Source organism: Aurantimonas aggregata (genome assembly GCF_010500835.1).
In the GTDB taxonomy this organism is placed as follows: domain Bacteria; phylum Pseudomonadota; class Alphaproteobacteria; order Rhizobiales; family Rhizobiaceae; genus Aurantimonas; species Aurantimonas aggregata.
The window spans coordinates 107,029-118,348 of record NZ_JAAAMJ010000014.1 but is presented as its reverse complement, the minus strand read 5'-3'; the positions used below and the strand labels follow the sequence as shown (position 1 = coordinate 118,348).

Below are 11,320 nucleotides of genomic sequence, written 5' to 3'. Positions count from 1 at the left end.
AACGGAAGTGATTACTTCAACCCGAGAAAACGGGCCATCAGGAGCTTTCGACATAGTCGTACTCATAGGCGGATGCCTATGCCTTATCGGCTATGCCACCTGTTCGGTCAAAACGGGGTGCGCTCCAAGGCCCTTGAGCCTAAGCGTATGGAGTAATCATGGCGTGGTCCGACGGTCTTGATCCAGCGACTCCAGCCCATCAGATTGCGGCGTCGATAAATTCTCGCGTTCGCGTGGTTGCCGGACCCGGTACCGGAAAGTCATTCGCCATGAAACGGCGAGTCGCTCGACTTCTTGAAAGCGGCACCGCACCAAGCTCAATCCTTCCAGTTACCTTTACAAGAGTTGCAGCAGAAGATCTTCATCGCGAACTTACAGGTATGGGGGTGCCGGGCTGTAATAGTCTCCAAGGCGTAACGCTTCACAGCTTAGCTCTGCGAATATTGATGCGGAATCATGTATTGGGGGCTACAGGCCGGGTCCCTCGACCACTGAACGAGTTTGAGCTTAAGCCACTCATCTGCGATCTGATGGGGGCCCATGGCGGCAAGCGAGCGGTCGATAAGCTTAAGAAGGCATATGAGGCAGCGTGGGCTCGTCTTCAGCATCACCAGCCGGGCTATGCACTGACACCGGCCGATGCGGCGTTTCAAGCTGACCTCCTAGCTTGGCTGAAGTTTCATGAGTCTATGTTGATTGGCGAAGTCATCCCGCAACTTCATCAGTATCTTCATTCAAATCCGGCGGCAGGAGAGAGGAATGAATTCCGTCATATCCTTGTCGACGAATACCAAGATCTGAACCGCGCGGAGCAGGGGGTCGTTGAACTTCTGTCTGGCGCCGCTGAGGTCTGTATCGTTGGGGACGACGATCAGTCGATTTATAGCTTCAAACATGCCCACCCCGACGGCATTCGAGAGTGGCTAAACGTCAACGCTGGTGCCGATGATATTGGTCTTGACGATTGCCGCCGCTGCCCGACACGGGTCGTCGAGATGGCGAACAGCTTGATAAGGCATAACGTCCAAAGACCTGTTCCGCGCCCCCTCAATCCGATGCCTGAAAACGGTGTGGGCGACGTTCGGATCATCCAATATCAAACCCTCCGGCAAGAGGTTAGCGGCGTCTCAGAGCTAGTCTCGCAGATGATTGCCCGCGGAACGCCGGCCGGAGACATTCTCGTCCTGACTCAAAGCAGGGCGTTCGGAACCCCCTTATATGAATCTCTCGTAGAGAGGGGAGTCCCGACCAAATCGTATTACGCGGAATCCGAACTGAGCCACGATGATGCTCAACGGGCCTTTGCGCTGCTCAAACTTTTTGTCAACCGAGAAGACCGTGTGGCGCTACGCTGGCTCGTCGGTGTGAATGGCAGCAATTGGCATGCTTCCGGCTACCGCCGGATTCGCGAGCATTGTGAAACCTCGGGAATCTCACCTTGGGAAGCAATGACGCAGCTCGAAAGAGGTGGGCTTCGGCTCCCATACACAGGCGGGATTCTGGACTCCTTCCGGGGGATTGTCGAAGCTCTTGGGGTCCTTGAAGCACTTCCCGACCTTCACGCCATAGTTAACCTACTATTCCCCGACGGACAAAATTCGACGCGCGATATCCGTCTGTTGTCGCTCGCCATTCTCGACACGATGGTTGGCGATGATCGCGAAGAATTCCTCCGCGAGCTTGTTGCTGCAATCGCTCAGCCGGAGATTCCGACGGAAATCGAAGATGTCAGGATCATGAGTTTGCACAAGAGCAAAGGGCTCAGCTCCCCGGCCACGATTATCGCTGGCTGTGTTCAGGGTCTCTTGCCAAGGCCTCCCGAGGACGGAATGCCGCCTGCTGAACATGCGCGCCATCTTGAGGAGCAGCGCCGCCTTTTCTATGTAGGGATCACGCGTGTCAAAGCTGCACCGCAGGCTGGAAAACCAGGCACCCTCATCCTCACCTATTCTCAGCGGATGCCGGTACGAGATGCGCTGTCAGTGGGCATCACGCCTGCCCGACAGCAATACGGCGAAGCCATTCTCCACGCCAGTCAGTTCATTCGAGAGCTGGGGGCGTCAGCTCCAGATCCGATCGCCGGATAACTAGCAGTATGAGGCTGATGTTTCTCCTGGAATTAGAACCACTTAATATCGCCGAATGACGTCGTACAGGTCGTAGTGTAATATGGTGCGCGACCCCACCGGATCGCCCACACCTGCCGGTCAGCCCATCTCCCCATCCCCATCCCCCACCACCGCCATCCCCACCCCCAGCTCCACCAGCGGCGCGGGGACGTCCGACCATTTCTCCGCTGCCTTGCACAGATCGGCGATCACACAGGCCGGGCATTCCGGCTTGCGGGCCTTGCAGACATAGCGGCCGTGCAGGATCAGCCAGTGATGGGCGTGGCGGCGGTAGGGGGGCGGGATGACGGCGAGGAGGCGGGTCTCGACGTCCTCGGGGGTCTTGCCGGGGGCGAGCCTGAGGCGGTTGCCGAGGCGGAAGATGTGGGTGTCGACGGCGAGGGTTTCCTCGCCGAAGGCGACGTTGAGGATGACGCTGGCGGTCTTGCGGCCGACGCCGGGCAGCGCCTCCAGCGCCGCGCGGTCGGCCGGGACCTCGCCGCCATGGCGGGCGATGAGCGCCTCGGACAGGGCCTGGACGTTCTTCGCCTTGGTGCGGAACAGGCCGATCGTGCGGATATGCTCGCGGATCGCGTCCTCGCCGAGGGCGGCCATCTGCGCCGGCGTGTCGGCGGCGGCAAACAGCGCCCGCGTCGCCTTGTTGACGCCGGCGTCCGTCGCCTGCGCCGAGAGCACCACGGCGACGAGCAGCGTGAAGGGGTTGGTGTATTCGAGCTCCGACTGCGGGTCCGGGCGCTGGACGGCAAAGCGGCGGAAGATCTCCGCGATCTCCTCCCGCCTGTAGGGGATGCGCGGCCTTCGCGCGGGGGCGCGACCCGGCGGGCGGGACGATGTGCCGCCGCCGGCGCGCTTGACCGATGAGGTGGGGCGACCGATCTTCTCTGCCATGACCGTCCCATACAGCGGGACCGGCGGCCGGGGAAACACCCCTGACCGGGATCGCTGGGGACAGGGACCGTCGGGGCCTTTCGAGAGGGCCTCTTGCCGGCCGGGAGGCGCGCGATGAACGAGACTGTCGACGACCGTCCGGACGCGGAGCGGCCGATCTTCGCCGCCCTGCTGGTGCCCTATCGCTCGCTTGGGCGGCGCGGCTTCACCATCATGATGGCGGCCTTCGCGCTGGTGTGCTTCGGCAGCGGCGCGATGTTCCTCGCCCAAGGCGCCTGGCCGGTCTTCGGCTTTCTCGGCCTCGACGTCGTGCTCGTCTGGTGGGCGTTCACGGCGAGCTACCGCTCGGCCAGGGCCCGCGAGGAGGTCACCGTGTCGCGCAGCGATCTGTCGATCCGCAAGATCTCGCCGCGCGGCGAGGTGCGCGAGGCGCATCACAACCCGTTCTGGGCAAAGTTCCGCGTCGCCCGCCACGACGAGATCGGCATCACGCGGATGAGCGTCGATTCGCAAGGCGCCTCGACCGAGATCGGCAGCTTCCTCAACCCCGACGACCGCGAGAGCTTCGCCCGCGAATTTACCCGCGCGCTCACGACCGCCAAGGGCAATTGAGCGCGCCCCGCGCCGGAAAACGGGTGGCGAGGCGGCGGTCCCGCGTGCAGTGATGGGGACGAAGGAGATCGCCATGCTGTCCATCGCCCCCGCCGCCTTCGAGCCGGCCCTGCAGCCCATCGCCTCCCGCGACGCGCTGTCCGACTACGACGTCGTCCGCCGCACGATCGAGTTCATCGCGACGCATTACCGCCGGCAGCCGAGCCTTGCCGAAATCGCCGGCGCGCTCGGCATGGAGGAGGCGGCGCTGGCCAGCGTCTTCCGCCGCTGGTCCGGCCTGACGCCGAAGGCGTTCCTGCAGGCGGTGACGCTGGATCATGCCCGGCGGCTGCTCGGCGACGGCGCCTCGCTGCTCGACGCGGCGCTGGAGGTCGGCCTCTCCGGCCCGTCGCGGCTGCACGACCTCTTCGTCAAGCACGAGGCGCTGTCGCCCGGCGCCTACAAGTCGCGCGGCGAAGGCATCGTGCTTTCCTACGGCTTCCACCCGACGCCCTTCGGCCTGGCGCTGGTGGTGGCGACGGAGCGGGGTCTTGCCGGCATCGGCTTTGCCGAGCCGGGCGACGGCGGCGAGGCGGCGGCGCTGGACGACATGCGCCGGCGCTGGCCGAAGGCGACGTTCGAGCCGAAGCCGGACGTGACGCGCCCGCTGGCCCAGCGGATCTTCGAGCCGGAAAGCTGGCAGTGCGAGCGCCCGCTGCGGGTGGTGCTGATCGGCACGGATTTCGAGATCCGCGTCTGGGAGGCGCTGCTGACGATCCCGCTCGGCCAGGCGACGACCTATGCGGCGGTCGCCAGCCGCATCGGCGCGCCGAAGGCGGCACGGGCGGTGGGCGCCGCGGTCGGGCGCAACCCGGTCTCCTTCGTCGTGCCCTGCCATCGCGTCGTCGGCAAGGCCGGCGCGCTCACCGGCTACCACTGGGGCATCACCCGCAAGCGGGCGATGCTCGGCTGGGAATGCGGCCTCCTGGCGCGCCCCTGAACGGCGCGCGCCGGGCTTTGGCGGGCGGGGCTCAGATCTTCCCGTCGAGGCCCATCTGGTAGTATTTGTGGACGATCTTCTCCTGGTTCTCGAGCAGCCAGTCGATCGACGGCTCGTTGCTCATCGCCTTGCGGATCGCCTCTGTCATCGCCTTGCGGTGGATGTCGAACAGCACCTTGTGGTCGAGATCGACGACGTCGACGATGGTCGGCGCGAGCCACACCGAGCAGACGATGCCGAGATCGTTGACCCGGTCCTTCGGCAGGATGCCTTCCCTGACCGCGTCGAGCACGCCGTTGGCGATGGCGAACTGCACCGTGCCCATCAGGATGTTGGTGTATTTCGGATCGTCGACGGTGACCTTGGAGACGCAGAGCGTCACCGGCCGGACCATGATGTCGGTGTTGAGCAGCGCGAAGACGCGGCTGTGGCCCTTGACCTGGTCGCCGGTGAGCGTGGCGATGGCGGTGCCGACCGGGCCGTCGAGTTCGCCGATGACGACTTCCGGCTCGGCGGCGGTTCCGGGCGGTCCGCCGGCGACGAGGGCCTCGCCGGTGCGAAGCACGATTCGATCGGTCATGATGGCATTCTCTCAGCTGTTTCCGGCGCCCGATGGGTGCCTAACACCCCTGGCGCGCGCATTCAAAGACGGCGGCCGGAGTCTCAGCCTTCCATCACCACCTTCTCGGCGACGGTCGAATCGGCGTTGAGCCGGTAGAGGATCGGCACGCCCGTGGCGATTTCCTGGCCGACGATCTCCTCGCCGCTGAGCCCGTCCAGCGCCATGACGAGGGCGCGCAGCGAGTTGCCGTGCGCGACGACCAGCACCGTGCCGCCGCCCAGCACCTTCGGCTGGATGTCGTGGATGTAATAAGGCCAGACCCGCGCGCCGGTGTCCTTCAGGCTCTCGCCGCCGGGCGGCGGCACGTCGTAGGATCGGCGCCAGACATGCACCTGCTCCTCGCCCCATTTCTTGCGGGCGTCGTCCTTGTTGAGGCCGGACAGGTCGCCGTAGTCGCGCTCGTTGAGGGCGATGTTGCGGATCGTCGGCAGGCTTGGTGCGCCGAGCTCGTCCAGCATCAGCGCCAGCGTCCGCTGGGCGCGGGACAGCTCGCTGGTGAAGGCGAGGTCGAAAATGAGGCCGGCTTCCTTCAGGCTGCGGCCGGCGTCCTTCGCCTCCTCGACGCCCTTTTCCGTGAGGTCGGGGTCCTTCCAGCCGGTGAAGAGGTTCTTCAGGTTCCATTCGCTCTGGCCGTGGCGGACGAGGACGAGGGTTCGGGACATCGCGGCGGACCTTTGTGGTTGGGATCGGAAGCTGGAGAGGGGCGTCAGTCGGTCAGGCCGAGCACGTCGCGCATGCCGTAGAGGCCGGGCGCCTGGCCGTTGGCCCAGAGGGCGGCGCGGACGGCGCCGCGGGCGAAGATGGCGCGGTCGGTGGCGATGTGGCTGAGCACCAGCCGCTCGCCCTCGCCGGCGAGGATCACCGAATGCTCGCCGACCACCGAGCCGCCGCGCAGCGTGGCAAAGCCGATCGTGCCCTCGGCGCGCGGCCCGGTCTGGCCGTCGCGGACGCGCACGCTGGCCTCGGCGAGGTCAATGGCGCGGCCGTTGGCGGCGGCCTCGCCGAGCAGCAGCGCGGTGCCGGAGGGCGCGTCGACCTTGTGGCGATGGTGCATCTCGAGGATCTCGATGTCGAAGGCGTCGGGCCCGAGGGCCCGTGCGGCCTTCTCGACCAGCCCGGCGAGGAGATTGACGCCGAGGCTCATGTTGCCGGACTTGACGATCCGGGCCCGCGTCGCCGCCTCGGCGATGGCGGCGGCGTCGTCAGGCCCGAGACCGGTGGTGCCGATGACGTGGACGAGGCGCCTTTCGGCGGCGATCGCCGCGAAGGCGACCGAGGCGGAAGGCGCGGTGAAGTCGATGATGCCGTCGGCGCCGTCGAGGGCTGCGTCGACATCGCTGGTGACGATCACCCCGAGCGGGGCAAGGCCCGCCAGCGTGCCGGCGTCGCTGCCGATGGCCGGCGAATCCGGCCGGTCGAGCGCGCCGGAGAGGCGCGCGCCCGGCGTCGCCGCGATCAGTTCGACCAGGGTGCGGCCCATGCGGCCTGCCGCGCCGAGCACGACCAGTCTCATCTCGCTCATTGCGGGCTCCCCTCCCTCGTTCGGCCGATGCGCGTCAGGGCCGGACTGTGTCGGCCAGCGCCCGCGCCGCCGGGTCGCGTCCCTCGCGCCCCTGCAGGCCGTAGAAGCGGGCATAGTGGCCTTCCTGCCGATCGACAAGCTCGCCATGCGTGCCGCGCTCGACGATCCGCCCGCCGTCGACCACCAGGATCTGGTCGGCCCCGACGATGGTCGAGAGCCGGTGGGCCACGACGATCACCGTGCGGTCGCGCGAAGCCTCCTCCAGCGCCATCTGCACCAGCGTCTCGGACCGCGTGTCGAGCGCCGAAGTGGCCTCGTCGAGCAGCAGGATCGGCGCGTCGCGTACCAGAGCGCGGGCGATGGACAGGCGCTGGCGCTGGCCGCCGGACAGGGTCACGCCGTTCTCGCCGAGCGGCGTGTCGTAGCCGTTCGGCTGGGTGACGATGAACTCCTCGGCCTGGGCGAGGCGCGCCGCCTCCTCGATCTCGGCGTCGGTGGCGTCCGGCCGACCGAGACGGATATTGTCGCGGATCGTGCCCTCGAACAGATACGGCGACTGCGGGACATAGGCGATCTTCTGGCGCAGCGACCGCTTGGTGACGGTGCTGATGTCCTGGCCGTCGATCAGGATGCGCCCTGCTTCGACGTCGTAGAAGCGCTGCAGGAGCGCGACGAGGGTCGACTTGCCGCCGCCCGATGCGCCGATGACGGCGGTCGTCTTGCCGGCCGGGGCGACGAAGTCGAGCCCGCGCAGCACCGGCTCGTTCCGGTAGTAGGAAAAGCCGACATCCTCGAAGACGACCTCGCCGCCTGTCACCGCGAGTTCGGGCGCGCCGGGCCGGTCGGACTGGCGCGGCTCGAGATCGAGGATCTCGTAGATCATCTGGGCGTTGACCAGCGCCCGCTCCAGCTGCACCTGCAGCTTGGCGAGCCTGCGCGCCGGATCGTAGGCGAAGAGCAGCGCGGTGATGAAGGCGAACATCGAGCCCGGCGAATAGCCGTAGACGATGGCGCGGTAGCCGGAATAGGCGATGACCCCGGCGATCGCGAGGCCGGCGACGATCTCGGTGACCGGCGTCGTGCGCTCGGTGATGGTCGCGATGCGATTGGAGCGCTCCTCGGCGGCGACGATGAGCCGCTCGATCCGCTCGCGCAGCGGCTTCTCCATGGTGAAGGCCTTCACCACCGAGATGCCCTGCGCGGCCTCCTGCATCGACGCGAGGACCCGGGCATTGAGGTCGATCGACTGTCGGGTGGCGGAACGCAGCTTGCGGGCGAGCCCGCCGATCATCAGCGCGATCGGCGGCCCGGCGAGCAGCGCGATGCCGGAGAGGACCGGATCCTGATAGATCATCACGAAGACCAGGAAGATCAGGCTGAGCACGTCGCGCGCCAGCGTCGTGACGGTGAGGTTCAGCGTGTCGCGTATGCCGGAGACGTTCTGGTTGATGCGGGCCGCGAGATGCGCCGAACGGTTCTCCGAGAAGAAATCCACCGACAGCTCGGTGAGATGCGCGAAGAGTCGCCGCTGGTAGCGCGCGACGATGTTGTTGCCGATCCGCGCCAGGATCACGCCCTGGCCGTAGGTCGCCAGGCCACGCACCGCGAAGGCGAGGAACACGACGACCGGCAGGGTGACGATGGCGCTGCGGTTCTGCTTGACGAAGATCTCGTCGATGACGTCGCGCATGATCCAGGCGAGGAAGGCCGTCGTTGCGGCGACGAGCACCAGGCAGACGATCGCAACCGAATACTGCCGGAGGAACAGCCGGCCGTTTTCGGCGATGATCCGCTTCAGCAGCCGGACCACCAGCCCGCGCTCGTCGGGCTTCGTCAGGGACATGGATTTCTTCACGCCGGGCGAGGGCTCCGCAATCGGTCGGTCGGTTTCATCGCCGGTCTATAAACATAGAGGCGGCGGATGCCTATCCGCCTCGCACGCTTCGATGGGCGGAGCGGACGCTTTGCGGCAATATTGCCGCGCCGGGCAAGGGCAGTCGCTCGCCAGTCGCGTTCAAAAACGGCGCGGCGCCCAGGCGCCCGGCACGTGCACCGGCCAGTGCCAGGGCCGGACGGCGACGATGTCGAAGCGCAGCGACAGGCGGTGGTGGTCCTTCTGGCGTGCGAGCCACAGATCCGCCGCCGCCTCGATGCGCCGCTGGGCGGCCGGACCGACCGCGTCCATCGCTTCTACGACGCTCGGCCGCGCCTTGACCTCGACGATGGCGACGAGGTCGCCGCGGCGCGCGACGATGTCGATCTCGCCGAGCTTCGTGCGGTAGCGCACGGCGAGGATGCGGTAGAATTTCAGCCGCAAGGCCCAGCAGGCGAGGCGCTCGCCGCGGTGGCCCTTGCCGAGATCGCGGCGTCGTCGCTCCGTCGTGCCGGGCGCCGGCGTCATGAACGGTCCTTGAGCTCCAGCGCGCGCTGGTAGAGTTCGCGTCGCGGCAGGCCGGTGAGCCGCGCGGCCTCCTGCGCGGCCTGCGTCGGCTTCATCTCGGCGAGCAGCCCGGCGAGGATGCCGTCGGTATCCGCCGCGCTCGCCGCCGCCTCGGCCGGCGGCGGCGCGATGCAGACGACGATCTCGCCGCGCACCTGCTCCATGGCGGCGAAGCGTTCCGCCAGTTCGGGCAGCGTGCCGCGATAGACCGTCTCGTAGGCCTTGGTCAGCTCGCGGCAGACCGCGGCCGGGCGTTCCCCGAGCGCCGTGGCCATGGCCGAAAGGCTGGCGGCGATGCGATGCGGCGCCTCGAAGAACACCAGCGAGCCCGGCACCCGCGCCAGCTCCTGCAGCCGCGCCGCCCGTGCCTGCTCCTTCTGCGGCAGGAAGCCGGCGAAGAAGAACGCGTCCGAGGGAAGGCCGGAGGCGCAGAGCGCCGCCAGCACGGCGGAGGCGCCGGGAATCGGCACCACCTTGATGCCGGCATCGAGGGCCAGCTGCACCAGCCGGTAGCCGGGATCGGAGACCAGCGGCGTGCCGGCGTCCGATACCAGCGCCACCGACTGGCCGGCGACCAGATCGGCGAGGAGGGCGGCGCCGGACTGCTCGGCATTGTGCTCGTGATAGGGGGTCATCCGCCGCTTGATGGCGAAACGCTGCAGGAGCTTGGCGGTGACGCGCGTGTCCTCGCAGGCAAGGCGATCGGCGCCGGCGATGATCTCCAGCCCCCGTAGCGTCACGTCGCCGAGATTGCCGATCGGCGTCGCCACGAGATAGAGGCCGGGCTCGGGGCGCGCGGCGGTGCGGGTCTGGCCGAAAAGGGCGAAGGTCGGGGCGGGGTCGTTCAGGGCGATCATGCCCCGGTTTACACGAAAGGCTTCGAGCGTGGAAAACGCTGAGTAAGGGACAACACACCGCAGATAGAATTCGACGGAGAATTTGGCAATCTTTGCCAAAGTCGGTAGGTTCACGGCAGGAGATATCGCCATGGCCACGATGAACGTTTCATTGCCCGGACCACTGAAAGCCTGGGTCGAGGCCCAGGCCGAAACCGGCCGGTACAGCAACGCCAGCGACTACGTGCGCGACCTGATACGCCGCGACCAGGAGCGGCTGGAGAAGATCGCCCAAATGCAGGCGCTGGTCAGCGAGGGGCTGGAAAGCGGCATCAGCCGGCGCTCGATGGACGACATCGAAGCGGCAGCACGCCGCGAGGCCGGGATCGATCCGTCCGGGCATGACCTATAGGCTGACGGAGAAAGCCGCTGACGACATTCAGCGCATCTACGCGCAGAGCATCCGGCTGTTCGGCGTGGTCCAGGCGTCGCGGTACCACGCCCGCCTGCGTCGGAGCTTCGAGGCGCTTGCCCGCTACCCGGAGCTTGCCCGCGAACGGACCGAACTCACGCCACCGGTGCGGGTCCATCCCTGCGGCGCCCACGTCGTCGTCTACCTGATCGACGCCGAGGGCGCCCTCATCGTCCGCGTCCGGCACGGCCACGAAGATTGGGCGCAAGACAGCTGAGGCCAGCTGCCGCTGCCGACGTCACTCGCCGATCGAGCGCTTCAGAGCTTCGTCGATCCGCGCCTGCCAACCCGGCCCCGTCGCCTTGAAATGCGAGACCACTTCCGGGCTCAGTTGGAGCGACACCGAGACCTTTTCAGTGCTGGTCCCCGAAGTGGCCCGACTGCCGCCAAACTGCGCGAGGATCTCCGGCGGAAAGGTCGCCTCGGGCGACCTGGCGCGACGAAAATCCGCCTCCGTCCACTCCGGATTGTCGATGTCGGTGACGGGCTCTCTGCTATCGTCCGACATAACGTTCGAACTCCTTTCGGTGCGCCCGGCGAAGGCTGATCGGACGGACCGACCCACCGCGAACGGTGAACGCCACGCAATAGGGCTGCCCGTCGATCAGGCCGAAGCCCCGGTACCGGACCTCACCATAGTCGTAGCGGTCATCTTCGACCACCACGCGCAGATCCAACTCGGCCGTCCGGGCCAGGGAAATGCCGTGCTTTGCGACGTTCTCAGCATCCTTGGCGGCATCGAACTCCAAAGCAAGCCAGCTCCGGCCAAACCACGTTTCATGCTGATCATATGGTGTCTCAGGGCTTCGACGGAAGCCAC

General features: G+C 66.9%; 14 protein-coding genes. 5 read left to right on the top strand and 9 right to left on the bottom strand.

Going from position 1 to position 11,320, the window contains the following annotated elements:
* Positions 1-158 precede the first annotated feature (158 nt).
* On the top strand, positions 159-2,087 hold the full coding sequence (locus GTW51_RS16640; protein WP_163045155.1) for an ATP-dependent helicase: 1,929 nt from the start codon (positions 159-161) through the stop codon (positions 2,085-2,087).
* 120 nt (positions 2,088-2,207) lie between these two features.
* Here GTW51_RS16640 and nth read toward each other — a convergent pair whose 3' ends face one another.
* Complete coding sequence (gene nth / locus GTW51_RS16635; RefSeq protein WP_163045154.1) at positions 2,208-3,017, bottom strand: endonuclease III; 810 nt, start codon at positions 3,015-3,017, stop codon at positions 2,208-2,210.
* Between the two features lie 114 nt (positions 3,018-3,131).
* On the opposite strand from nth, the gene GTW51_RS16630 reads away from it, so the two are divergent.
* Positions 3,132-3,629 (top strand): DUF2244 domain-containing protein, encoded by a 498-nt coding sequence (locus GTW51_RS16630; RefSeq protein WP_163045153.1) that lies wholly within the window; start codon positions 3,132-3,134, stop codon positions 3,627-3,629.
* A 73-nt stretch (positions 3,630-3,702) separates the two neighbouring features.
* Positions 3,703-4,608, top strand: coding sequence for a bifunctional helix-turn-helix domain-containing protein/methylated-DNA--[protein]-cysteine S-methyltransferase (locus GTW51_RS16625; RefSeq protein ID WP_163045152.1), 906 nt, complete (start codon positions 3,703-3,705; stop codon positions 4,606-4,608).
* 31 nt (positions 4,609-4,639) lie between these two features.
* Here the strand turns inward: GTW51_RS16625 and GTW51_RS16620 are convergent, their stop codons facing one another.
* From GTW51_RS16620 to rsmI, 6 genes are all read right to left on the bottom strand, one after another.
* Positions 4,640-5,188: a formaldehyde-activating enzyme gene (locus GTW51_RS16620; RefSeq protein ID WP_163045151.1), complete on the bottom strand. Its 549-nt coding sequence runs from the start codon at positions 5,186-5,188 to the stop codon at positions 4,640-4,642.
* A gap of 83 nt (positions 5,189-5,271) precedes the next feature.
* The gene (locus GTW51_RS16615) at positions 5,272-5,892 is read right to left on the bottom strand and encodes a 2,3-bisphosphoglycerate-dependent phosphoglycerate mutase (protein WP_163045150.1); all 621 of its coding nucleotides are present in this window, start codon (positions 5,890-5,892) and stop codon (positions 5,272-5,274) included.
* A 44-nt stretch (positions 5,893-5,936) separates the two neighbouring features.
* On the bottom strand, positions 5,937-6,752 hold the full coding sequence (dapB, locus tag GTW51_RS16610) for a 4-hydroxy-tetrahydrodipicolinate reductase (RefSeq protein WP_203566132.1): 816 nt from the start codon (positions 6,750-6,752) through the stop codon (positions 5,937-5,939).
* Between the two features lie 34 nt (positions 6,753-6,786).
* The gene (locus GTW51_RS16605; protein ID WP_163045149.1) at positions 6,787-8,595 is read right to left on the bottom strand and encodes an ABC transporter ATP-binding protein; all 1,809 of its coding nucleotides are present in this window, start codon (positions 8,593-8,595) and stop codon (positions 6,787-6,789) included.
* A 171-nt stretch (positions 8,596-8,766) separates the two neighbouring features.
* A complete protein-coding gene (locus GTW51_RS16600; protein WP_163045148.1) occupies positions 8,767-9,153 on the bottom strand; it encodes a YraN family protein in 387 nt (128 codons plus the stop codon).
* Positions 9,150-10,049 carry a 16S rRNA (cytidine(1402)-2'-O)-methyltransferase gene (gene rsmI, locus GTW51_RS16595; RefSeq protein WP_163045147.1) on the bottom strand — a complete coding sequence of 300 codons (900 nt, stop codon included), beginning with the start codon at positions 10,047-10,049 and terminating at the stop codon, positions 9,150-9,152. The genes GTW51_RS16600 and rsmI overlap by 4 nt, the downstream gene beginning before the upstream one ends.
* 130 nt (positions 10,050-10,179) lie before the next feature.
* Here rsmI and GTW51_RS16590 point away from each other — a divergent pair, with 130 nt between their 5' ends.
* A complete protein-coding gene (locus tag GTW51_RS16590) occupies positions 10,180-10,440 on the top strand; it encodes a type II toxin-antitoxin system ParD family antitoxin (protein WP_163045146.1) in 261 nt (86 codons plus the stop codon).
* On the top strand, positions 10,430-10,717 hold the full coding sequence (locus GTW51_RS16585) for a type II toxin-antitoxin system RelE/ParE family toxin (protein ID WP_163045145.1): 288 nt from the start codon (positions 10,430-10,432) through the stop codon (positions 10,715-10,717). Before GTW51_RS16590 ends, GTW51_RS16585 begins: the two co-directional genes overlap by 11 nt.
* A gap of 21 nt (positions 10,718-10,738) precedes the next feature.
* Here the strand turns inward: GTW51_RS16585 and GTW51_RS16580 are convergent, their stop codons facing one another.
* A complete protein-coding gene (locus GTW51_RS16580; protein WP_163045144.1) occupies positions 10,739-11,008 on the bottom strand; it encodes a BrnA antitoxin family protein in 270 nt (89 codons plus the stop codon).
* Positions 10,995-11,249, bottom strand: coding sequence for a BrnT family toxin (locus GTW51_RS16575; protein WP_163045143.1), 255 nt, complete (start codon positions 11,247-11,249; stop codon positions 10,995-10,997). Before GTW51_RS16575 ends, GTW51_RS16580 begins: the two co-directional genes overlap by 14 nt.
* Positions 11,250-11,320: the final 71 nt, after the last annotated feature.

Excerpts from the sequence above, each read along its gene's own strand:
- GTW51_RS16585 (WP_163045145.1), top strand. The coding sequence starts at position 10,430 with ATGACCTATAGGCTGACGGAGAAAGCCGCTGACGACATTCAGCGCATC.
- GTW51_RS16630 (WP_163045153.1), top strand. The coding sequence starts at position 3,132 with ATGAACGAGACTGTCGACGACCGTCCGGACGCGGAGCGGCCGATCTTC.
- GTW51_RS16605 (WP_163045149.1), bottom strand. The coding sequence starts at position 8,595 with ATGTCCCTGACGAAGCCCGACGAGCGCGGGCTGGTGGTCCGGCTGCTG.
- GTW51_RS16620 (WP_163045151.1), bottom strand. The coding sequence starts at position 5,188 with ATGACCGATCGAATCGTGCTTCGCACCGGCGAGGCCCTCGTCGCCGGC.
- GTW51_RS16640 (WP_163045155.1), top strand. The coding sequence starts at position 159 with ATGGCGTGGTCCGACGGTCTTGATCCAGCGACTCCAGCCCATCAGATT.
- GTW51_RS16600 (WP_163045148.1), bottom strand. The coding sequence starts at position 9,153 with ATGACGCCGGCGCCCGGCACGACGGAGCGACGACGCCGCGATCTCGGC.
- GTW51_RS16615 (WP_163045150.1), bottom strand. The coding sequence starts at position 5,892 with ATGTCCCGAACCCTCGTCCTCGTCCGCCACGGCCAGAGCGAATGGAAC.
- GTW51_RS16625 (WP_163045152.1), top strand. The coding sequence starts at position 3,703 with ATGCTGTCCATCGCCCCCGCCGCCTTCGAGCCGGCCCTGCAGCCCATC.
- rsmI (WP_163045147.1), bottom strand. The coding sequence starts at position 10,049 with ATGATCGCCCTGAACGACCCCGCCCCGACCTTCGCCCTTTTCGGCCAG.
- GTW51_RS16590 (WP_163045146.1), top strand. The coding sequence starts at position 10,180 with ATGGCCACGATGAACGTTTCATTGCCCGGACCACTGAAAGCCTGGGTC.
- nth (WP_163045154.1), bottom strand. The coding sequence starts at position 3,017 with ATGGCAGAGAAGATCGGTCGCCCCACCTCATCGGTCAAGCGCGCCGGC.
- dapB (WP_203566132.1), bottom strand. The coding sequence starts at position 6,752 with ATGAGCGAGATGAGACTGGTCGTGCTCGGCGCGGCAGGCCGCATGGGC.
- GTW51_RS16580 (WP_163045144.1), bottom strand. The coding sequence starts at position 11,008 with ATGTCGGACGATAGCAGAGAGCCCGTCACCGACATCGACAATCCGGAG.